Origin of the sequence: Lysinibacillus sp. FSL M8-0355 (genome assembly GCF_038008985.1) — a bacterium.
Lineage (GTDB): Bacteria > Bacillota > Bacilli > Bacillales_A > Planococcaceae > Lysinibacillus > Lysinibacillus fusiformis_D.
In genome coordinates, this window is the sequence record NZ_JBBPAI010000001.1 from 4,388,098 (window position 1) to 4,410,426 (window position 22,329).

The 22,329-nt window shown below is 37.5% G+C and carries 20 protein-coding genes; 4 read left to right on the plus strand and 16 right to left on the minus strand.

From position 1 onward, the window contains the following. Positions 1–89: 89 nt before the first annotated feature. The 3 genes from MKY46_RS21425 to putP form a co-directional block, all read right to left on the minus strand. Entirely contained in the window at positions 90–1,577 is a 1,488-nt protein-coding gene (locus MKY46_RS21425; protein ID WP_036128411.1) for a peptide MFS transporter, read from the minus strand. 413 nt (positions 1,578–1,990) lie between these two features. Further along, positions 1,991–3,277, minus strand: a complete 1,287-nt coding sequence (hflX, locus tag MKY46_RS21430; RefSeq protein ID WP_340809575.1) for a GTPase HflX — start codon at positions 3,275–3,277, stop codon at positions 1,991–1,993. A gap of 135 nt (positions 3,278–3,412) precedes the next feature. After that, positions 3,413–4,900, minus strand: a complete 1,488-nt coding sequence (putP, locus tag MKY46_RS21435) for a sodium/proline symporter PutP (RefSeq protein WP_036128414.1) — start codon at positions 4,898–4,900, stop codon at positions 3,413–3,415. Between the two features lie 199 nt (positions 4,901–5,099). Here putP and MKY46_RS21440 point away from each other — a divergent pair, with 199 nt between their 5' ends. Further along, the gene (locus MKY46_RS21440; protein ID WP_340835350.1) at positions 5,100–6,260 is read left to right on the plus strand and encodes a class I SAM-dependent methyltransferase; all 1,161 of its coding nucleotides are present in this window, start codon (positions 5,100–5,102) and stop codon (positions 6,258–6,260) included. Positions 6,261–6,321: 61 nt separating this feature from the next. Here MKY46_RS21440 and MKY46_RS21445 read toward each other — a convergent pair whose 3' ends face one another. Both MKY46_RS21445 and MKY46_RS21450 read right to left on the minus strand, forming a co-directional pair. Continuing rightward, positions 6,322–7,641, minus strand: coding sequence for an ABC transporter permease (locus MKY46_RS21445; RefSeq protein WP_340835352.1), 1,320 nt, complete (start codon positions 7,639–7,641; stop codon positions 6,322–6,324). A gap of 1 nt (position 7,642) precedes the next feature. Continuing rightward, positions 7,643–8,329: an ABC transporter ATP-binding protein gene (locus MKY46_RS21450; protein WP_036128420.1), complete on the minus strand. Its 687-nt coding sequence runs from the start codon at positions 8,327–8,329 to the stop codon at positions 7,643–7,645. A gap of 423 nt (positions 8,330–8,752) precedes the next feature. Between MKY46_RS21450 and MKY46_RS21455 the strand changes: the two genes are divergently transcribed. Together MKY46_RS21455 and MKY46_RS21460 are read left to right on the plus strand one after the other, a co-directional pair. Beyond that, complete coding sequence (locus MKY46_RS21455; protein WP_036128422.1) at positions 8,753–9,373, plus strand: DUF47 domain-containing protein; 621 nt, start codon at positions 8,753–8,755, stop codon at positions 9,371–9,373. A gap of 21 nt (positions 9,374–9,394) precedes the next feature. Next, positions 9,395–10,411: an inorganic phosphate transporter gene (locus MKY46_RS21460; RefSeq protein ID WP_058844748.1), complete on the plus strand. Its 1,017-nt coding sequence runs from the start codon at positions 9,395–9,397 to the stop codon at positions 10,409–10,411. Positions 10,412–10,596: 185 nt separating this feature from the next. Here the strand turns inward: MKY46_RS21460 and MKY46_RS21465 are convergent, their stop codons facing one another. Further along, a complete protein-coding gene (locus MKY46_RS21465; RefSeq protein ID WP_145991322.1) occupies positions 10,597–11,451 on the minus strand; it encodes an IS3 family transposase in 855 nt (284 codons plus the stop codon). Continuing rightward, positions 11,436–11,942 carry a helix-turn-helix domain-containing protein gene (locus MKY46_RS21470; protein WP_180957783.1) on the minus strand — a complete coding sequence of 169 codons (507 nt, stop codon included), beginning with the start codon at positions 11,940–11,942 and terminating at the stop codon, positions 11,436–11,438. The genes MKY46_RS21465 and MKY46_RS21470 overlap by 16 nt, the downstream gene beginning before the upstream one ends. A gap of 516 nt (positions 11,943–12,458) precedes the next feature. Here MKY46_RS21470 and MKY46_RS21475 point away from each other — a divergent pair. Then, on the plus strand, positions 12,459–14,570 hold the full coding sequence (locus tag MKY46_RS21475; protein ID WP_340835353.1) for an MMPL family transporter: 2,112 nt from the start codon (positions 12,459–12,461) through the stop codon (positions 14,568–14,570). 46 nt (positions 14,571–14,616) lie between these two features. Here the strand turns inward: MKY46_RS21475 and MKY46_RS21480 are convergent, their stop codons facing one another. The 9 genes from MKY46_RS21480 to MKY46_RS21520 form a co-directional block, all read right to left on the minus strand. Continuing rightward, positions 14,617–15,225, minus strand: a complete 609-nt coding sequence (locus MKY46_RS21480) for an alpha/beta hydrolase (RefSeq protein ID WP_036128466.1) — start codon at positions 15,223–15,225, stop codon at positions 14,617–14,619. 17 nt (positions 15,226–15,242) lie between these two features. Continuing rightward, positions 15,243–15,434 carry a hypothetical protein gene (locus MKY46_RS21485; RefSeq protein WP_036128468.1) on the minus strand — a complete coding sequence of 64 codons (192 nt, stop codon included), beginning with the start codon at positions 15,432–15,434 and terminating at the stop codon, positions 15,243–15,245. 21 nt (positions 15,435–15,455) lie between these two features. After that, on the minus strand, positions 15,456–15,920 hold the full coding sequence (locus MKY46_RS21490) for a hypothetical protein (RefSeq protein WP_036128470.1): 465 nt from the start codon (positions 15,918–15,920) through the stop codon (positions 15,456–15,458). Between the two features lie 136 nt (positions 15,921–16,056). Further along, positions 16,057–16,680: an NUDIX hydrolase gene (locus MKY46_RS21495; protein ID WP_036128472.1), complete on the minus strand. Its 624-nt coding sequence runs from the start codon at positions 16,678–16,680 to the stop codon at positions 16,057–16,059. A gap of 11 nt (positions 16,681–16,691) precedes the next feature. Continuing rightward, complete coding sequence (locus MKY46_RS21500) at positions 16,692–17,783, minus strand: AI-2E family transporter (protein ID WP_036128475.1); 1,092 nt, start codon at positions 17,781–17,783, stop codon at positions 16,692–16,694. A 242-nt stretch (positions 17,784–18,025) separates the two neighbouring features. Further along, entirely contained in the window at positions 18,026–19,723 is a 1,698-nt protein-coding gene (locus MKY46_RS21505; RefSeq protein ID WP_036128477.1) for a M3 family oligoendopeptidase, read from the minus strand. Positions 19,724–19,865: 142 nt separating this feature from the next. Beyond that, positions 19,866–20,393, minus strand: a complete 528-nt coding sequence (locus tag MKY46_RS21510; RefSeq protein ID WP_283778285.1) for a YdcF family protein — start codon at positions 20,391–20,393, stop codon at positions 19,866–19,868. Positions 20,394–20,928: 535 nt separating this feature from the next. Further along, on the minus strand, positions 20,929–21,783 hold the full coding sequence (locus MKY46_RS21515; protein WP_340835712.1) for an IS3 family transposase: 855 nt from the start codon (positions 21,781–21,783) through the stop codon (positions 20,929–20,931). Further along, a complete protein-coding gene (locus MKY46_RS21520; RefSeq protein ID WP_340835356.1) occupies positions 21,768–22,274 on the minus strand; it encodes a helix-turn-helix domain-containing protein in 507 nt (168 codons plus the stop codon). Before MKY46_RS21520 ends, MKY46_RS21515 begins: the two co-directional genes overlap by 16 nt. Positions 22,275–22,329: the final 55 nt, after the last annotated feature.

Genomic DNA, 22,329 nt, shown 5'->3' on the forward strand with positions numbered 1-22,329 from the left:
CACTCTAAATTTCTTAGATAGACTTTTATTTAGATAGCAAAAAAAGATGCAAGTACAGTTACTAATCAAACTGTACTTGCATCTTTCTTTTAATTAATACCCTTCATCGCTTTTGAAATAATCGGTGAAAGTACTAATATAATAATTCCGACCACAATAGATAATGAACCTAAGAAGCCGAAGTATGTGAATTCGCTTACAACTTCATAAACCTTTACTAATTGCGCATTAATTGCTTGTGCTGCGGCACTTGTTAAAAACCATAATGACATAGTTTGTGCTGCAAAGGCTTGCGGTGCCAACTTTGTTGTAGCAGATAGACCAACTGGTGATAATAATAACTCACCAACCACTACTAGGAAGAATGACAGGACTAGCCATAAAGGGCTTACTAACGTTTCCCCACCAGATAAGTATGCTGGAATCATCATTACTAAGAATGAGAGACCTGCAAAAAACAATGCATATGAAAACTTACGTGGTGTAGTTGGTTGCTTGTCCCCCCATTTAAGCCATAGCATCGCAAATAATGGTGCCAATGTTATGACAAATAAAGGATTCAACGACTGGAACCATGAAGATTGAAGCTGAATGCCTCCAATACTTAACTGAGTACGCTCATCTGCATACGTAGCTAAAATTGTTGCCCCTTGTTCTTGAATAGCCCAGAACATTACCGCTGATAAAAATAATGGAATATAAGCAAGTAGGCGAGACTTCTCATCTTTCGTTGTTTTTTCACTGCGATACATATAAATGAAGAACACAGTTGGAATTAATACACCTAGTGCCGTAATAATAAAACTGAATACATTCATTGTTAATGTACCCGTTTTAATACCAATAGCACCTAAAATGATGATAAGTAAGGCTACAATTCCGAATTGTGTAAAGACTTTTTTACGTTCTTCAGGCTTTAATGGATTATTAACTTGTAATCCTGCTAAGCCTAAATACTTTTTCTCTGTTAATTTGTAAACAATTAAACCAACAAACATTCCAAGACCAGCTAAACCAAAGCCTAGATGGAAGCTATATTTTTGTCCAATTGTTCCGACAATAAATGGCGCAATGAATGCCCCCATATTAATACCCATATAGAAAATAGAAAAACCTGCATCACGGCGGCTATCTGTTTCAGCATAAATGTCCCCAACAATACTTGAAACGTTTGGCTTTAATAAACCTGTACCCATGACGATAAATGCCATTGAAGCAAATAACATAGTCACTCCGCCAGGCAATGCTAGCAGTAAGTGACCGATCATAATTAACACGCCACCATAAAAAATGGTTCTACGTGTTCCTAAAACTCGGTCGGCAATCCAGCCACCTATAATACCAGACATATAAACAAGTGAGCCATAGATGGCCATAATAGAGTTCGCTGTTCCGCGGTCTAGACCTAAGCCACCCTCATTCAATTCATAATACATAAAGAAGATGAGAATTGCTCGCATTCCATAATACGAGAAACGTTCCCAAAATTCCGTGAAAAACAAAGTAAAGAGCCCTTTAGGGTGTCCAACAAAGCCATTTTGAGGGACAGATTTTACAACTTCATCTTTACTAGACATACAATACCCTCTCCCAAATAAAAATTATTCTCCAAAAACATTACTACCCTAATTTAAGGATAAAAAAACTTTGTTTCATCATACTAAAGCGTTTTATTATCTTTAGCAAGAGTTTTAAAAAATGTTGAAAATTTGTCATTTTTCTATAAATTCTGATTGGTTATAGCACAAAATATTAAATCCTTTGATATATCTAAGTTTTCTCATTCTTTGTTTTCAGAAAACTGACATAAAAGCTTTAAATTATTCTAAAATATTTAACATTCGAATTTTTTACTTATTATACAAATTCACACTATTTTGTCTATAAAATTTACGAAGTCCTGTCATGTAGTTCTAGATTCTACTATTCCCACTAATCACAAAAAGCATGCCAAAAATCCTTTGGCATGCTTTGGGTGATCTACATTTTTTTAATTGACAACATATTGTTGGTACTTGGCATAATCTGCTGCCTTTACTTCAAGCGATAATAATGTACCGCCCTCTTCATAGGCTGTATTAAAAACAGAGGCATATTCATTTAAATAAGAAACAACGTTGCCTTGGTCATAAGGAATTAACATGTCACACGTCACATAATGAGAGAAGATATGCTGACGAATCAATTGTATTAATTCCTCTAAACCGATCCCTTGTTTTGCTGAAATCCACATATTATCACCGCTGACTACAGGGTAAGGAACATCTGCTATATCAGCCTTATTGTAAACATAGATTGTTGGAATGTCTTCTACTCCAACCGCCTTCAGCGTTTCATTTGTCACATCCATCATAAATCCATGCTCTGCATTTGAAACATCAACAACATGGAGTAAAAGATCAGCATCTCGCGCTTCTTCTAATGTGGATCGGAACGCTTTTACTAAATGGTGGGGTAATTTACTAACAAAACCAACTGTATCTGTCAGTAAAAATGTCTTTTTATCGGGTAGTTCAATTTGACGAACTGAAGTTTCAAGTGTAGCAAAAAGCATATCCTTTTCAAAAACCTGTTTATGTTCTTCTTGCCCTATTTGGGCAAGCAACTGATTCATAATGGTTGATTTACCCGCATTTGTATAGCCGACGATTGATACAACTGGGAGTGCATTTTTTCGACGCTGTTTACGTTGTGTTTCTCGTTGCTCTTTAACGTGCTCAAGATCCTTTTTAATTTTAGCAATTTGATCTTCAATTTTTCGTCGATCCAATTCAAGCTTCGTTTCACCAGCACCACGGTTTTTAAAGCCGCCTCCAGTACCACCGCCCTGACGACTTAGAGAGGCATGTAAGCCCACTAAGCGAGGTAGCATGTATTGTAACTGAGCTAATTCCACCTGCATTTGTGCTTCTCGTGTTTTTGCACGTCTTCCAAAAATATCTAAAATAAGCATTGTTCGATCAATAACCTTCGTTGCTAAATCACGCTCTAAATTACGAATTTGAGAAGGCGACAATTCATCATTAAAAATAACAAGATTTGCTTGCGCTTCTTCATAAAAATTTTTGATTTCTTCTATTTTACCTGTCCCCACATAATGAGACGGTGTAACACGCTCCAAATTTTGCGTGACAACGCCTACTACTTCCACATGCAAGGCCTCTGCTAAATTTTGTAACTCTTCCATAGAATAATCAAAATGCTCATCATTTCGTAAATTTACGCCAACTAATATGGCCTTTTCAAGTAATACATCGACTTCCTTAATTCTATCCATTAGAAACCTCCCACCAAAGCTTGGTGTCTCTACGACAAATTTTCTTCATTTTACCATATATAACTCTTTTTCGTATCTCTTGATATTCAGCTATTTTTCTAAAAAATGCGCCTCTTAAGAAAAGGCGCATTTTAACTATTTTCTTTCTTCTTTTAGTAATATTTCTGAGCGAGTGAACTCTTCTTCGATTTCTTTATTTGGTCTATATGTCAGCATACTGACAACAACCGCAACAATTAAACAAACAAAGAAGCCAGGAACTATTTCATATAGTGCACTTGATAAGGCATCTACTTTACCCCAAATAAACGCAGTTGCAGCCCCTGTTACCATTCCGCTAAGTGCTCCATAATTCGTGAGCTTTCTCCAATATAAAGAGAGTAAAATAATAGGTCCAAACGCTGCACCAAATCCTGCCCAAGCAAAGCCAACTAAGCTTAAAATGGAACTATCAGGATTCCACGCTAGGATTGCTGCAATAATTGCTACAACTAATACTGCCATACGCCCAACAAAAACATAATGTTTATCATCTGCTGTTTTATTAAATAAAGCTTTATAAATATCTTCTACAAGCGCTGAGGAAGTCACAATAAGCTGTGAGGAAATGGTACTCATAACAGCTGCTAAAATAGCCGCCAGCATAATACCCGCTATAAATGGATGGAATAAAATTTGTCCAAGTACAATAAATACTGTTTCAGCGTCTTTCAGCTCACCAGCGTTTTGCTCATAATAGGCTACCCCTACCAAAGCCGTCCCAATAGCACCAAATAAACTTAACATCATCCAGCCAATACCAATACGTCGAGCCTGCTTCGTTTCCTTCACAGAGCTAATGGCCATAAAGCGAACAATGATATGTGGCTGCCCAAAATAACCTAAACCCCAAGCAACTGAAGAAATAATTCCTGCTGCTGTCGCAGTGGCTGGTAATAAATTTAGAAGATCTGGATCAACAGCTTTAATGGATGTAATTGTATCACCTATACCTCCTGTTACAAATAAGCCAAATACCGGTACCATTATAAGTGCTAAAAACATAATAAGACCTTGTAAAAAGTCTGTATAACTAACCGCTAAAAACCCACCAAATAGGGTATAGGCAACTGTTACGCCTGAAACGATTAATAACCCTGTGTGATAATCATAACCAAATGAACTCTCGAAAAACTTGCCTCCTGCTACCATTCCTGACGATACATAAAACGTGAAAAATAATAGGATGATAATACCTGAAGCAATCCTAATAAGCTTAGTATTATCACGTAATCGATTATCCAAATAACTTGGAATGGTAATGGAATCATTCGTAACCTGTGTGTAAACCCGTAAACGTGGTGCAACAAGCAGCCAGTTTAAATAAGCCCCTATTGTGAGTCCAATCGCAATCCAAGCTTCCACAAGACCTGATAAAAATATCGCACCTGGTAAGCCCATAAGGAGCCAGCCAGACATATCCGCAGCACCCGCACTTAGCGCAGTAACCGCTGGACCTAAGGAACGACCGCCAAGCATATAGTCTGTTAAATTGGATGTTTTCACAAATGCATACCAACCTATTGCTAGCATGGCGACCATGTAAATAATAATTGCTAATAATTGATACATGTTATCTGACATATTTTCTCCTCCTTTTTTCCTCTTTAGTATCTCCAATTCAAAAAGAATTACTATATTTAAGATACCATGAATATACAATTCCACCTATAAATACTCAGAATTTTTATTAAAATTTTTCCGAATGTCAAAGTAGCCATTGTCTATTATAAAATGTGTTAAACTAGTGCCATCTATTACACAATAAAGAAGGCGAAAATGTATGACATTTGAAGAAATGAAAGCTCTGCTCATTGAGCAAATTTTGCAGCAACAGCTTGTGACTGCTACAATCAGTCAACCACGCATGAAATCGAACGAAATCAAACGAATAAAATTAAAGCCATTAATGTTAAAAAATCATTATCATATACAAATTGAATACCAATATGAACGCATTTTAAAACATGAAAATATTGAATTGGCCGATTTCCCTTACAAGCTTGAAGTCATTTTTGAGGATTATCGTCAAGCACATATCGATTTTGTAGATGAAAAAGTACATGTGCAATTATCCAAAAAGAATAAGGTCCTTTGGAAATCTAATAAATCGACCTCCCCTAAACAAGTCAATTTAGCCCATAATCGAAAAAAAAATTATTTACTATCTGATGACCAGCCCTATCCATTTTTAATTCGGCTTGGGGTACAAACAGAGGAAGGGAAAGTAAAGAAACAAAAATACGATAAGTTTAAGCAAATTAATCGTTTCATTGAATTTATTGATGATGCTTTAACTTACTTACCTCAGGATCGACAAGTGCGTATTTTAGATTTTGGTTCGGGTAAATCTTACTTAACCTTCGCTTTGTATCATTATTTAAAAATCGAAAAGGGCTTAGACATTCGTGTTACTGGTTTAGATTTAAAAAAAGAGGTTATTGAAGAATGTTCAAGAATCGCACAGGATCTAGGCTATGACCAGCTCGAATTTCTTGTAGGAGATATTAATGATTATAATGATGAATCTGCCGTGGACATGGTGGTAACACTACATGCATGTGATGTTGCGACAGACATGGCACTAGCTCATGCTGTGAAATGGGGGGCCAGTGTAATATTAAGTGTCCCTTGTTGTCAGCATGAGTTAAATCGTCAATTAAATACGCCAGCTCTTGATATTATGTTGCAACACGGTCTTGTTCGAGAACGTTTTGCAGCACTAGCCACAGATGCTATTCGTGCTGAAATATTATCCTTGGTTGGCTATGAGGCACAGCTTTTAGAGTTTATTGATATGGAAAATACCCCTAAAAACATTTTAATCCGAGCATATCAAACAGGTAAAAAACCTAGTGAAGAGCAACGCGCCAGCTATGATGCCTTCTTAAAATTGCTCAATGCCACACCATTTTTAGCTAAAGAGTTAAAAGATTATTTATAATCTACGGGGTACTCCTTCCCTAATAGAAAGGCGATCCATCTTTGAAATGGACCGCCTTTTATTATAGCTCTTGTCGTAAAGCTTGAATCACATCTATTTTAGTCGCTTTGCGTGCTGGACGATAGCCTGAAATCATCGCTACTCCGATACTAATGGCGGCTGCAATAATGACTAATTGCCATGGTATAAGAGAGAATATTATATCATTTGTTGCAAAAGCCTCCTCTCCTGTCGCTGCCTTAAGAATCAATGGTAATGCTGCGTTAGCCGCAAAGCTGATGGCATACGAAATAACAACCGCAATAAACGTTCCAAAAATACCAATAAACGTGCTCTCCATTAAGAATAATCGTTGAATAAGCTTCGGACTTGCACCAATCGCCTTTAACACACCGATTTCACGTGTACGCTCTGTGACAGCCATTGTCATTGTATTAAAAATACCAATAGAAGCAATCAGCACCGCAATCGTCCCTACAAAGATTAAGCCAATTTTTAGTACAAGGAAAAATACATTCATTTGATCTAATTGTTCGGTCACTGAATAGACACTATAGCCTTTACCCTTTAACTTCTCCAAAATCGGCTTTACATTTTCTAAAGTATCCGCATAAATATTAAATTCTGAGTAAAATAGCTCATCTGCTTTGATATCACTATTGGCAGGTATATTTTCAGCTAACACTGACTTTTGTGCTTTATCCATGTGAATGGCGTTATCAACCATCCAATCATAAGAAGGCTTCTCCATCACACCAACAATTGTATAGGCCATTTTTTGCGTTTCATCATTTGTGCCAGTATGAGGCACTAAGGAAAGCTCTATATTTTTTCCAATTAATGATTCTTTATAGCCTTCTTCACTACCATCATAGTATGTTCCTTCTGCTTCAGCCTTTTTACTCTTTTCTTCAATAATATTGCGTTCTGCCGCATTCAATAATGTTTGACCAAAATGATAGCCTACAACAATTTCATTTGGCTTTGTTGGATAGTGTCCTTTTGCAAGCTTGCCGTTCACCTGCTCAAAGTCCTGCATATCCGACAAAATTAAATTAGAGGTTGTATCACGATCACCTAAAAAGGAATGTGCAGAAGCATTCACACTTATCGTTTCAAGCACCGTTTCTACATGGTTCAAATTTTTAATTTCTTGTACTTGCTCTTCTGTCAATTGCTTATCGCCATATACTTGAATTTTCGTAACTGTTTCATTCGAAAGAATTTCATTGCGTAAAGATTCCTGTAATCCAAAACCAACGGATGCTAGCACAATCAGAAAAGCACAGCCCATCGTTGCAGCTAATATCGTCATAAACACGCGCAGCTTATTTTTCTTAATATGTTGTGTTACAAAATCTAGTTGATCTTTAAATAACATGTTAAGCCTCCTCCTTTACAAGTTCGCCATCATACATGCGAAAACGTCTATGTGCTATCGTGGCCACTTCTTCATCATGCGTAATAATGACAAAGGTTAGCCCTAGCTCACGGTTTAGGCTCTGGATAAGCAATAAAATATCTTGCTCGGTTTCTGAATCAAGACTTCCTGTAGGCTCATCAGCAAGCAATATCGGAGGATTTGTGATAAGGGCACGCGCAATACTGACACGCTGTTGTTGTCCACCAGATAATTCATTAGGATAATGATCTGCCACTTCTGTCAGACCAACTTTGTCCATTAATTTCTTTACCCTTTCTTTCCGTACAGCCTTACGTAAGCCCTGTAGTTTTAAAGGTAATTCAATATTTTCGAAAGCCGTTAAACCCGGCATCAACTGAAAGTTTTGAAAAATAAAGCCAAATTGACGTAAGCGAAAAGCAGCACTTTCTGTTTCAGTCAGATGGGCTGTTTCCTTACCATTTACTTTAATAGACCCCTGTTCAGCTTTCATAAAACCAGCAAGAACTTGTAATAAGGTCGATTTGCCAGAGCCACTTTTTCCTACAATGGCAACAATCTCTCCTTTATTAACTTCAAAGTTCACACCTTTCAATACTGGAACCTGTTTTTCCTTCCCTCTTTTACCAATTAAAAATGTATGTTGTAAGTTTTCAACTTGAATCATTTGTTTATAAACGCTCCTTTCTCATTCATTTCCCATTGTAGAAAACAATTCTTAATAAAGAGGAAGGATAAAAATGAAGAAATTCTTAAGAATAAGAAGACTTCCTCATAGTACAAACGTATTTACATTAGCTTTACAATTCATCATGCTATTTCTCTTGTTATTCATCCTATTTTCCGTTGAAATCTGTACCAAACAGAAAAAACTATAAGATAATTCCTTATTAAATAAAGACTTTTCCTGTATCTATAAAAGTAAATACAGTTTGTTCCCCTTTCATTTTGTGAACGAAATAAATATTACAGGAATGTAAATTTTCATGTCGAATATAAAGTTTTTATGTAGATAAATTAAAGATTTTGTTATGATAATAAAGTTTAGAGGTCGATTAATTTTATTTACATCCAGGAGGATTCGATTTACATGCTTAACTCAAAAAAACAAGACCCTTTCTTTATTGCATTGCATAAAATTGCTGAAAATATGAGAGAGGCTGTACATTACGCAAATGATTTTCGTATTAACAGTGTAGCTGACCTAAAAGAGATTAGCATTACAATGAAAAATTACGAAACTGCTGGCGATAAGCTCATTCATGAACTGATCGTAATGCTAAACAAATCATTTATGACACCTATTGAACGTGAGGATATTTTAGAGTTTGCCATTCGTATGGATGATATTTTAGATGGAACAGAACACTGTATTGCACACTTTGAAATGTTTTCCCTGACAGAAATCGATGAATCCATGCGTACGTTCTTAGGGTTTATTTCTAAAAGTGCTGATGAAATTGTTAAAGCGACTGAAGAGTTAAAGAAAAAGAATCTAATTGGCATGCGTCCACACGCAATTCTTATTAAAGACTATGAACGTGAATGTGATGAGGTACAGCGTTCTTCCATTAAGAAATTATTTTTAAATGAAAAAGATCCAATTCGCCTCATTAAATTTAAAGATATATATGAACAACTTGAAGATATCGCTGATCATTGTCAAAACGTAGCAAATACTATGGAAACAATTATCATGCGCAACGCATAATTAGGAGATGGGCACTTTACAATGAACACAATCATTATACTAACCGTACTGGTCGTCATCTTTGCCCTTACATTTGACTTTATCAATGGCTTCCATGATACAGCAAATGCTATCGCAACTTCGGTTTCCACTAGAGCATTGCCACCTCGAGTAGCAATCATCATGGCAGCAACCATGAACTTTATCGGTGCTATTACCTTTGTAGGGGTTGCAAAAGCTCTAACAAAAGATATTGTAGACCCTTTCTCTTTAAATGCTTTTGAAGGTGACACAACCGGTTCAGTCGTTATTTTAGCTGCATTAATTTCAGCTATAATTTGGAATTTATTGACATGGTATTTTGGTATTCCATCTAGTTCTTCTCACACATTGATTGGCTCTATTGCCGGCGCTGCTATCGCTTCTGCTGGCTTTAATGTACTAAACTATGGTGGCTTTACTAAAATTATTATGGCGTTAGTTTTTTCTCCAATACTTGCTATTTGCGCAGGTTTTATTATGATGACGCTATTTAAAATATGGTTTAAAAATTTAAACTTATATCGAACAAATAAAGGTTTCCGTACTATGCAAATTTTCACGGCGGCCATTCAATCATTTACCCACGGGACAAACGATGCACAAAAAGCAATGGGGATTATGACAATGGCGTTAATTGCTGGTGGTTTGCATACAGGAGATGAAATACCGTTCTGGGTGCGTGCAGCAGCAGCAGCAGCAATGGGTCTAGGTACATCGATAGGTGGTTATAAAATCATCAAAACCGTTGGCGGTAAAATTATGAAAATCCGCCCTGTTAACGGTGTAGCAGCAGATTTAGCTTCCGCTACTGTCATTTTTGGGGCTACGTTAGTCCACTTACCAGTATCAACCACACATGTTATTTCTTCATCTATAATGGGTGTTGGTTCTGCACAGCGTGTACGTGGTGTAAACTGGGGTATGGCCCGCAAGATTGTCACTACTTGGATTATTACAATGCCAATTTCAGCCGTTATGGCATCTGTTATTTATTTCCTCTTATCATTATTCTTTTAATAAAAGGCTCCTGTCCAATAGATGGACAGGAGTCTTTCATGTTGTTGAAAAAAGGTAATGTCAACGGCATAATAAGCAATTTGGTAAGACGAGGGGTTGATTTCCGTTCCGCCAGCGTCCTTTCCAGGGGGCGTCCGATGAGCCGCTTCACTCACTGCGTGAACTGACCCCAAAAATTTGAACTTTTAAGAAACTCTTCGAAACTCAACTGGACTTTTTCCGTTGAGTTTTATTTTTATCCGCTCATGATTGTAGTAGTGGATAAAGTCTACTAACGCTTTTTTGAATGCTTCGTAGTTCTTAAACGTTGTTGCGTATAGAAATTCTGATTTCATAATGCCAAAAAAGCTTTCTATCACGGCATTATCTAAACAATTTCCTTTCCGTGACATACTTTGCTTGATTTCATGTGTTGCCAATAACGCTTTAAAACGTGGTATTTGATATAACCATCCTTGATCAGAATGGACGATTAAGCCACTCTTTTTCGATAACTTTGTATACGTAAACGCCTTCTTAAAAGACTGTTGAACTAACTCAAAATTAGGTGATTTTGATACCTCATACCCAACGATTTCTCGATTGAATAAATCTAATACAGCGGATATATAGATTTTTTGACCGTTTATTTTAAACTCCGTTACATCGGTTACCCATTTCTGATTGGGTGCAGTGGCTTCAAAATCACGTTGGATGACATTCTCTGCGACATAGCCGACTGTCCCTTTATACGAACGGTATTTTTTAGGGCGTACCGTCCCTTTTAAGCCCAATTCTTGCATCAATCGTTGGACCGTTTTATGGTTGATGAAAAACCCTTCATTTCGGAGGGCTAAACAAATACGACGATAGCCATAACGCCCCTTATGGTAATGAAAAAGCGTCTGAATTCGTTCTTTGATCGCCTGATATTTATCTGGTTTTACCCATTTTTGGAGATGATAATAATACGTACTTTTCTTAAGTTTCGCGACTTTTAATAGAGCTTGAAGAGGAAAATCCAACCTTAGCTCATAGACAGCTCTTACTTTTTCTTGGATTTGAAGGCATCCTTTTCTTGAACTAAGGCTTTCAACTTTTTTAAATAGGCATTTTCCATCCGTAAATACTCAATTTCGGCTTTTAACTCATCCGTTGTTTTTCCATTTAAATCGGACGAAGGTGGTTGTTTTTTTGGCATTGATTGGCGCTCCTTTTCTACTTGATAGAGCACCTCACCAGCCGTTGACATCCATTGTTTTTTCCATCTCCGAACGGTTTCACGGGAAGGAATATTAAACTTCGCAGCAGTCTGAAGGAGCGAATCGCCCGTCTCTATCAGGTGTTGAATTACTTTTATTTTAAAAGAATCTTCGTAATTCGTGAACCCTTGAGGACGAATAATTCCTTCGATGCCATGATAGCGATATAATTCAATCCATAATCGAATGTACTGTCGATCCCTCTGTAATCGATTGGCAATCTGATACGTACTTTCTTTTTCTTCAAAGTAAGCTAGAACTGCGGCTAATTTTTGTTCATCAGAAATCACTACCTGCACCCCCTATAGTAGATTTTTAAGTCCAATATTTTGGGTGCAGCTCAGCGTTCGCTCCAGGGTCTCCTCTGTGACGCTGGCTCCACTCCAATCAACCATTCTGCAAAAGTGTCTTTCCCTGAACAAAATAGCCCATTATTTATAGTATAAGAGAGGATAGCCTCTTACTTTCAATGTGGAGAAGTGATGTGTGACAATACCCCTCCATAAAAGAGTAGTGAATACCTTCACTTTTTTATGGATTGGAGTGGAAGGCTACTTGACTCCCGTGGGAATAGCGAGACAGGCGAGCCTCTAAACGGAGCGGTAGCAGAGGAAGCGGCTCGGCGCTCGCCCACAGGAAAGCAAGTAGCCTGCAACGGAAATCCTTTTTCACCTTTCACATAAATTCTATGGATGGTTTTGTTTTTCAACACTATGAAAGACTCCTGTCCAATATCTTTACTTTGTCACACGACAAAATGTGACACATCCTTTACACTATTTGAGAAGGGGGATGCATTAACAACTATGAAAACTTTTTCGGCATTTATTACAGCACATGCAAAAGCAATCGTAGCGATATGGCTTATTATTTTTCTAGCAATGGCTTATTTTGCTCTACAGCTTCCAGGTAAACTTCAGGGTGATGGCTTTTTTGTTGAAGCCGACCATACCTATGTGACAAATGAGCTAGCAGAAAACTTTGATCTACCATCTGATACGATTTTAATTGTCTTTGATCCAGCTGAAGATCAACAAATGAAAGACACTTTAAAAAAACTAGATAGCATAAAAGACATACATTCAATCCAATCACCTTTAGAAGACTCCTCTTTACGTAAAGATGACATTGCCTATGCAATGGTTCATTTAAAAAATGATGTGGAGAATCTTTCTGACATTGTAGAAAATGTTCGATCATTAATTGAAGAAGACGGCGTTAGCATTACGGGAGGACCCGTTATTTCTGCTGACATTAATACAGCCAGTCAAAAAGATTTAGCTTCCGCTGAAGCCATTGGGTTACCCATTGCCATCGTTGTTCTCTTATTGGCTTTTGGTACAGTGATTGCTTCTATTTTGCCAATCATCATTGGTGTTGTAACAGTTGTTACTGCGTTCGGTATAATGACGCTCCTTAGTGGTAGTGTGAATCTATCCATTTTCGTCTTAAATATTGTCCCAATGCTCGGGCTTGCTTTAAGCATTGATTTTGCATTGTTGTTTATTAATCGTTACCGAGAAGAGCGTGCGCACACCTCTATAGTCCAAGCTATTCAAACTGCTATACAAACAGCAGGGCGTTCCATCATTTTCTCTGCTGTTTGTGTCATGATAGGCTTAGGCGCTATGATCGTTATTGATGTAGAGATTTTTCACAATATCGCTCTAGGAGGTACCATAGTCGTCCTGTTAGCCGTTCTTTCTGGCTTGACACTACTCCCTGCCACTATGATGCTATTAGGAGATAAACTCAATAAATGGCGTCTAATACGCATTAAACCAGGTGGTGCCAATCGTTGGCGTGGCTTTGCAGGCTTTGTCATGAAACATCCAATAGCCATTGTAATCTCTGCTTTATTATTACTTGGCATTGGTATGCTCCCATTAAAGGACATACAACTAACGATTCCACAGGTTGACTCCTTGCCAACTAAATATGATGCACGTGCAGCATATGATAAATTAGATGAAACGTTTGGACTGGGTGAATCATCTACGTTATATTTATTAGCTGAACGAAAAGAAGGCTGGGAGGATGCTGAAGGAAGAGAGCTCATTTATGCTATTCAAGAAAAGCTATTAAAGGACTCCCTAGTAACAAATGTTTCAACAGTCTATACAGCTGCTAACATTCAAACACCTGAGGAGCTTTCTACTTCTTTAGCAATTCCACAGATTGCGGAACAGTTAAAGTCTGTAATGAATACTTTTTCAAAAGATACTCAATTATTTATCCCTATTACCATCGATGCAGCGGGCTCTTCCACTACTGCTCAAAAATTTGCCCGATCTTGGATGGATCAAGATTTAGGTGTAGATTTCGCGCTTGGAGGACCCTCTAAATTCAACCAAGAGATTTTTGATGAAATTGCGAATAAAATAGTTTTGGCTATAGCCATTATCATCGTTTCCACATTCTTTATTTTAATGCTGGCATTCCGTTCGATTTTAATACCGTTAAAAGCGATTATTATGAACATTATTGGGCTTTCATCTGCGTTCGGTATACTCGTTTATATTTTCCAATATGGACATTTTGGTATTGAAGCAGGTCCGATTGTACTAATTATTCCAGTCATTGTTTTCTGTCTGGTGTTCGGCTTAAGTATGGACTACGAAGTCTTCTTAATCTCTCGTATCCAAGAAGAATATTTAAAAGGGGCAGATAATACACACGCAACAATTGATGGGTTAACATCCACTAGCCGTATTATTACATCGGCAGCGCTTATTATGATTGTTATTACAGGGGCATTTGCCTTCACAGACGTGATGCCTGTAAAACAAATTGGTGTTGGTATAGCCATTGCCGTTGCTATTGATGCGACGATTATTCGTCTTATGCTTGTGCCAAGTCTCATGAAATTATTTGGTGATTGGAACTGGTGGCTACCTTTTTCAAAGAAAAGTAAATAAAATCATTAAAATCCGCCTCCTTTAGGAAAAGAGGCGGATTTTTCAATTAAACATAGATACTGTTATACCATTCTTTTGCTGCTTGTACTTCCGGCATTGTTAGCTGATGACCAAAATTAAACCAAGCTGTCGTGACCATTGCACCTGAAGACGTTAAAAGCGCTTCTAAATCCTCAGACTCCTGTGCTGTACACATCGGATCATTCGTTCCAGCACCGATAAAAACAGGCGTAGAAGAAAGTTGAGGTAATTCTATTCCACGTCTTGGTACCATTGGATGATGTAAAATAGCTCCTGCTAATGCATCAGCATAGTGGAATAATAAGCTTGCTGCAATATTAGCGCCATTTGAATAGCCAATCGCTACAATTCGTTGGCGATCAAAGCCATATTGCTGTGCCGCCTCCTGTAAAAAGTCATGAAGCTCTTTAGTTCGAAAGATTAAATCCTCTATATCAAAGACACCTTCTGCTAATCGACGGAAAAATCGCGGCATCCCATGCTCAAGAACATTTCCACGTACACTTAAAATATTGGCTGTTTCATCTATTTCTTTTGCCAACCCAATTAAACTTTCTTCATTACCACCCGTGCCATGTAACAATAGCAACGTCGGTTTTGTTTCATCTGTACCTTTATAAAAAATGTGTTGCACTAACAATCACCTCTCGATTATCTTGAATTCGAGATAATTGTAGCCTGTGGCAAAATTAAATTCAAGCTCTTTGACTTATTAATTTCTCGATTTTCTCGATTCGGCTGTTCCTCATGGTTTTTATAAAAATTAGTAATGGTAAAAACTGAAAATAAACATGCCACGATTAAAACAACAATTACAATTCCCACTAATTTTTTTCCGTTCATTTATGATGATCCCCCGTATGTTTATTTCTTTGTACGAAAGCCTTCTTCTAGTAAATATTCCTTTGCCGCGTCATACGTACCAAATGCCTCTTCAAGATTTTCTCCATGATACACATTCCAAGAACGTTGCTCAAACGCTAGCTGTAATTTCACACCATCTCGGCTATGCCAAATCTCTACAATCGGCTCCTGCTCTTCTACTTCTTCTGATAAATACTGAATAGAATCCTCAATAATCTCACGTAGCTGTTGCTCATCGTAATCACGGATATTCACTAATCCTTTATCAGTAGCCTCTTGCTCATAGCGTAATAAATCCCCAACAAAGACAAAGCCATTGCCATTTGGGTGAAGCTTTTCCACTACAATTGTCTTTTCATAAAGACTATCCATATAGTGATAATTTAAGCGTTTTAATGAAATCTCCTTTTTTGTTAGTCCAGAAAACGATTCAATAATCGCTTGTTTTTGTTCAAATGTTAGCATATTAAAAATGCTCCTTTTCTTTACAATCTATCTTACAGTATAACGTATTTTTTACTGTTATATCGTGTAGTTTCTAAATCATTTTTGCCCAAAAAGTAGGACAAGCTTACATTGATAGCTTGTCCTACTTTCCATCTTATGATGTTTGATTAAATATCTTTTCGCGTGTAAATTTTATCACTTGTGCTACATACAATTCTCGATAAGGAACAAATTGCGTGGTGCCAACTGGTCTGACAATTTTCACTCGTTGACCATCAGGGAAATACTCGTACCCTTCAATATTAAGTGTTGTTGTTTCTCCCAAGAAGAAAGCCTCAGCCTCATTTAGCCTTGCTCTCACTACACCTGATACTTCCTCGTACTGTAAATCAAAGGAATCCCAATCGTGCTCGAAAGGGTATATGTAGACATGGCAAAATTCATTGTCAATCATATTTTCGGAAACGATACTACAAGAGGTCATGCCCATTTTGACAACTTCATGGACATCTATCTGGAGCCCTAATTCTTCTTTTACTTCTCTGATACCTGACTCCACAGTCTCAATCGCTAAAAGATGTCCTGCTGCTGTAATATCGAGTAAGCCTGGATAATCCTTTTTCTGTGAGCTACGTATTTGAAAATAAATATAGTCTTCATTGACAAGCCAGCAATGAAAAGTCTCATGCCAAAGCCCTTTTTCATGTACTTCTGCTCTCGTAGCTGTCCCTATTTGCTCATGCTGCTCATTAAATACCTTTACAATTTCTTGTTCCATTGTTTCGACTCCTATACTGACTTCGTCGCTTTTTTCTTAATCGCATTACGTTGATCATAAATATTGGATACGATAACCTTTAATACTGCATAAAATGGTACAGCGATAATAATTCCAATAAAACCTGCTATATTACCTGCTGCTAGAATAATTGTAATCACGGTTAGTGGATGGATATCAAGGGATTTCCCCATAACATTAGGTGTGATAAAGTTGCTATCAATTTGCTGAGCAACAAGCGTCACAACGGATACCCACACAACTAAAATAGGATCCTGAATAACTGCTACGATCAGCGCTGGCGCAAAGGCGATCCAAGGTCCGATAAATGGAATCATGTTCATAAAGAACGCGAAGATTACTAGCAGCAACGAATAGTCTAATCCAATAATTAAATAGCCGACATACATAATAAGTGCTAATAAAAAACTAATTTGCAGTTGGCCCTGAATATAAGTACGTAATACATCATCAATTTCACTTAACGTTTTCTTTACCCATTGCTGACGTTCACCACTGAAATACTTATAGATGGATGGTGCAAATTTCTCATGATCCTTCAGCATAAAAATAAAGAAAAACGGAATTAATATAGCTAATAACGATACGGACACTATGGATTGTAAAAAAGACATAAATCCTTTACTCGCCACTACTGCAACATCTTGTACTGAATTCGCCATTTTTTCAATAACATCATTTAATTGCTGTGGGAAGTTATCTTTATTTTGCGTTACATAGTCTGTTAGTTGCTGAATGCTTGTGCTAATGCTTGTACTAATCATAGGGGCATTCTTCACTAATTTATTGATCTGCTCAGCAATCGGATTACCAATAATCCAACCAAAAATCCCTACAATGGCTATTAGCCCAAATACAATCGTCAAAATACTTCCCCATCTAGGAAATCTACGTTTTTCTAAAAATCTCTGGATCGGTTCTGTCACATAATAGAGGACACCGCCAAGTAGTAAAGGGACAAAAATAGCTTTTAATATGATGACTAATGGTGAAAAAATCCAATGAATCTCTATAAAATATTTAATGATTAGTAGTGTAATTAATATCCCTACACCTACTTGAAACCAAACTTTCCTCGTCACTTTTATTCACTTCCTTTTTTCACAGTTACTGAAAATACTACTGATATATTACCCATTTCGCAAGTATCCTAGTATTTTTAAACAAAATCAATGATACTACTGGACGACATTGCTACATGCGCACAGCTAAGCCATGCGTCCAGATTTTTCGAATTTGCTTGAAAAATCAACTTTGACAAACTAAAAAATTCGCTCACTTCCACAACGCTTAGCATGGAAGTGTAGCGAATTTACGTAATCAATTATAGTGAAGAATCGTCTACTGAATTTAAGTATTCCTCAATTTCCCCGATAACCGATTCAACACAGCCATCTTCAAATGGTGAAATTAAACCTGCCTCTTTTACCAGCTTTGTAAAGGACATAGAACCACCTAAGCCACATAGATGAATATAGTCTTTCCAAGCCGATTCAAATTCTTCACGTGAGCGTTTCCAGAACTGGAATGCACAAATTTGGGCTAACGTGTAATCAATATAATAAAATGGACTTGCATAAATATGACCCTGACGTTGCCATATGCCTCCAGCCTCTAGGTAGCTGTTATGATCATAGTCGCGGTGTGGTAAATATGTTTCCTCAATTTTTTTCCATGCTGCTTTACGTTCAGCCGGCGTCATTGTTGGATTTTCATAAATAACATGTTGGAACTCATCTACTGCAACACCATATGGTAAGAATAAAAGACCACTACTTAAATGCGTAAATTTATATTTCTCTGTATCCTCTTTAAAGAACAACTCCATCCAAGGCCATGTGAAGAATTCCATACTCATCGAGTGAATTTCACAAGATTCATAGGTCGGCCATAGATACTCTGGAATGCCAATGTTACGGCTTGAATAAACTTGGAAGGCATGTCCTGCTTCATGTGTTAATACATCGATATCACCTGACGTACCGTTAAAATTCGAGAAAATAAATGGAGAATGATAGTTTTCAATAAATGTACAATAACCACCACTCTCTTTCCCTTTCTTCGCTACTAGGTCCATTAAGTCATGGTCAATCATGAAATTGAAGAATTCTCCTGTTTCAGGTGATAATTCCTCATACATTTTCTTACCATTCGCCACGATCCACTCTGGATCTCCTTTTGGAGCAGCATTACCTGATAAGAAGTTGAATGCTTCATCATAGAATTTAAAATCTTCAATTCCAATACGCTTTGCCTGACGCTCATATAGCTTCGTTGCCACAGGTACAATTAAATCACGAACCTGATCACGGAATTTTTGAACCATTTCCGCATTATAATCAATACGATTCATACGAACATATCCTAGCTCAACATAGTTGTTATAGCCTAGTTTAATCGCAATTTCATGACGTACTTTTACAAGCTCATCATATAAACGATCGAAATCATCTTCATGCTTCGCAAAGAAACCGAAACGGGCATCAGTTGCTGCCTTACGTGTTTCTCGATCAGTTGATTCTGCAAACGGACCAAGCTGAGCAAGTGTTAATGTCTCCCCATTAAAGTCAATTTGTGCAGAAGCTACAAGCTTATTATACTCAGAAACAAGCTTGTTTTCTTTTTGCATTAAATCAATAACTGCTGGTGAAAAACCCTTAATTTGATAGCTTGCAAGGTCAAATAATTGTTGACCCCACTTCTCTTCTAATTGCTCACGGAATGGTGAATCAATTAATGCTTTATAATATTCAGTCGTTACTTCTTCTAGCTCTGGGCCTACTTCATCGAAATAATCGCGTTCTGCTTGATAAAATTCATCATTCGTATCGATTGAAGCGCGAATGTATACTAAGTTAGCCATTGTCGCAAAGTCATTACTGATGGCATTTAGCTTCTCAATTACACCACTTTGCTCATCTATTGATTGTGCATGTTTAAATTGCTCGATAAGTGCTAATTGCTGTTCTTTCATCGCTGCCACATTTGGACGGCTATACTGATAATCTTTAAACGTTGTCATTGAAGTCCCCTCTTTCTGTCCTATACCCCGTGATATTTCTATTATATGCCAAATGGAACCTATTAAGAAACAATTATCTATTTTTGTAGTGGTGTTTTTTACGAGAAAGCACTAGAAATGATTACGCCTCAATGAAAGTACTTTAATAGCCAACAATATACGTTTTTAATAAAGCGGCTCTTTCTCTCAATCTTAGTTTAGCTTCTACTGACTTTGGTGTTTCGGCTGCGACGACATCCACTTCGAAATCTAAAGTTTCTGCTAAATACTTAGCGCGTTTCAAATGAAAGTCATTTGAAACGATGGTGATTTTCTTTGTATCTTTCGGTAATAATTCTTTGGAAAATACTAAATTTTCATAAGTGGACGTAGACTTGTCCTCGACGATAATCCTTGTAGCCTCGATACCGTTCTGTTCTAAATATTCTTGCATAACAGATGCCTCTGTTTGATCTTCATCAGGTCCTTGCCCCCCTGACACAATGACCTTAACATGAGGGTATTTTGTTAAGTATGGAACTGCCACCTCTAATCTACTCTTTAATGAAAGTGATGGTACACCACCCGCCTTTACTTTTGCCCCTAGTATAATCATATAGTCAGCAGAGCCTTTTGCACTTGGTTCAACACCCTGCTCTATTTGTTTTCCCAACCAAATATAAAGAACCATTCCAATGCTTACTAGAAGTACACTTCCTCCAATTACCCATTTTTTCACAAATCACCCCTCCTTTACCTTTTATTAACGCAGCTAAAGAAAAAAGGATGCTTGTTGACCAAGCATCCCATAGTGTTGAAAAACAAAACCATCCATAGAATTTATGTGAAAGGTGAAAAAGGATCTCCGTTGCAGGCTACTTGCTTTCCTGTGGGCGAGCGCCGAGCCGCTTCCTCCGCTACCACTCCGTTTAGAGGCTCGCCTGTCTCGCTATCCCACGGGAGTCAAGTAGCCTTCCACTCCAATCCATAAAAAAGTGAAGGTATTCACTACTCTTTTATGGAGGGGTGTTGTCACACATCACTTCTCCACATTGAAAGTAAGAGGCTATCCTCTCTTATAATATAAATAATGGGCTATTTTGTTCAGGAAAAGACACTTTTGCAGAATGGCTGATTGGAGTGGAGCCAGCGTCACTCCTAGGGGATTTAGCGTCACAGAGGAGACCCTGGAGCGAACGCTGAACTGACCCCAAAAATTTGAACTTTTAAGAAACTCTTCGAAACTCAACTGGACTTTTTCCGTTGAGTTTTATTTTTATCCGTTCATGATTGTAGTAGTGGATATAGTCTACTAACGCTTTTTTGAATGCTTCGTAGTTCTTAAACGTTGTTGCGTATAGAAATTCTGATTTCATAATGCCAAAAAAGCTTTCTATCACGGCATTATCTAAACAATTCCCTTTCCGTGACATACTTTGCTTGATTTCATAAGTGGCCAATAACGCTTTAAAACGTGGTATTTGATATAACCATCCTTGATCAGAATGGATGATTAAGCCACTCTTTTCTGATAGCTGTGTATACGTAAACGCCATTTTCAAAGACTGTTGGACTAACTCAAAATTAGGTGATTTTGATACCTCATATCCAACGATTTCTCGATTGAATAAATCTAATACAGCGGATACATAGATTTTTTGACCGTTTATTTTAAACTCCGTTACATCGGTTACCCATTTCTGATTGGGTGCAGTGGCTTCAAAATCACGTTGGATGATATTCTCTGCGACATAGCCGACTGTCCCTTTATACGAACGGTATTTTTTAGGGCGGATCGTCCCTTTTAAGCCCATTTCTTGCATCAATCGTTGGACCGTTTTATGGTTGATGAAAAACCCTTCATTTCGGAGGGCTAAACAAATACGACGATAGCCATAACGCCCCTTATGGTAATGAAAAAGCGTCTGAATTCGTTCTTTGATCGCCTGATATTTATCTGGTTTTACCCATTTTTGGAGATGATAATAATACGTACTTTTCTTAAGTTTCGCGACTTTTAATAGAGCTTGAAGAGGAAAATCCAACCTTAGCTCATAGACAGCTCTTACTTTTTCTTGGATTTGAAGGCATCCTTTTCTTGAACTAAGGCTTTCAACTTTTTTAAATAGGCATTTTCCATCCGTAAATACTCAATTTCGGCTTTTAACTCATCCGTTGTTTTTCCATTTAAATCGGACGAAGGTGGTTGTTTTTTTGGCATTGATTGGCGCTCCTTTTCTACTTGATAGAGCACCTCACCAGCCGTTGACATCCATTGTTTTTTCCATCTCCGAACGGTTTCACGGGAAGGAATATTAAACTTCGCAGCAGTCTGGAGGAGCGAATCGCCCGTCTCTATCAGGTGTTGAATTACTTTTATTTTAAAAGAATCTTCATAATTCGTGAACCCTTGAGGACGAATAATTCCTTCGATGCCATGATAGCGATATAATTCAATCCATAATCGAATGTACTGTCGATCCATCTGTAATCGATTGGCAATCTGATACGGACTTTCCTTTTCTTCAAAGTAAGCTAGAACTGCGGCTAATTTTTGTTCATCAGAAATCACTACCTGCACCCCCTATAGTAGATTTTTAAGTCCAATATTTTGGGTGCAGTTCACG

What these genes read in the sequence shown, in the direction of transcription:
- MKY46_RS21485 (WP_036128468.1), bottom strand. Translation starts at nt 15,434, where the DNA reads ATGAACGGAAAAAAATTAGTGGGAATTGTAATTGTTGTTTTAATCGTG.
- MKY46_RS21440 (WP_340835350.1), top strand. Translation starts at nt 5,100, where the DNA reads ATGACATTTGAAGAAATGAAAGCTCTGCTCATTGAGCAAATTTTGCAG.
- MKY46_RS21455 (WP_036128422.1), top strand. Translation starts at nt 8,753, where the DNA reads ATGCTTAACTCAAAAAAACAAGACCCTTTCTTTATTGCATTGCATAAA.
- hflX (WP_340809575.1), bottom strand. Translation starts at nt 3,277, where the DNA reads ATGGATAGAATTAAGGAAGTCGATGTATTACTTGAAAAGGCCATATTA.
- MKY46_RS21490 (WP_036128470.1), bottom strand. Translation starts at nt 15,920, where the DNA reads ATGCTAACATTTGAACAAAAACAAGCGATTATTGAATCGTTTTCTGGA.
- putP (WP_036128414.1), bottom strand. Translation starts at nt 4,900, where the DNA reads ATGTCAGATAACATGTATCAATTATTAGCAATTATTATTTACATGGTC.
- MKY46_RS21450 (WP_036128420.1), bottom strand. Translation starts at nt 8,329, where the DNA reads ATGATTCAAGTTGAAAACTTACAACATACATTTTTAATTGGTAAAAGA.
- MKY46_RS21445 (WP_340835352.1), bottom strand. Translation starts at nt 7,641, where the DNA reads ATGTTATTTAAAGATCAACTAGATTTTGTAACACAACATATTAAGAAA.
- MKY46_RS21505 (WP_036128477.1), bottom strand. Translation starts at nt 19,723, where the DNA reads ATGACAACGTTTAAAGATTATCAGTATAGCCGTCCAAATGTGGCAGCG.
- MKY46_RS21510 (WP_283778285.1), bottom strand. Translation starts at nt 20,393, where the DNA reads ATGGTTCTTTATATTTGGTTGGGAAAACAAATAGAGCAGGGTGTTGAA.
- MKY46_RS21425 (WP_036128411.1), bottom strand. Translation starts at nt 1,577, where the DNA reads ATGTCTAGTAAAGATGAAGTTGTAAAATCTGTCCCTCAAAATGGCTTT.
- MKY46_RS21495 (WP_036128472.1), bottom strand. Translation starts at nt 16,680, where the DNA reads ATGGAACAAGAAATTGTAAAGGTATTTAATGAGCAGCATGAGCAAATA.
- MKY46_RS21460 (WP_058844748.1), top strand. Translation starts at nt 9,395, where the DNA reads ATGAACACAATCATTATACTAACCGTACTGGTCGTCATCTTTGCCCTT.
- MKY46_RS21475 (WP_340835353.1), top strand. Translation starts at nt 12,459, where the DNA reads ATGAAAACTTTTTCGGCATTTATTACAGCACATGCAAAAGCAATCGTA.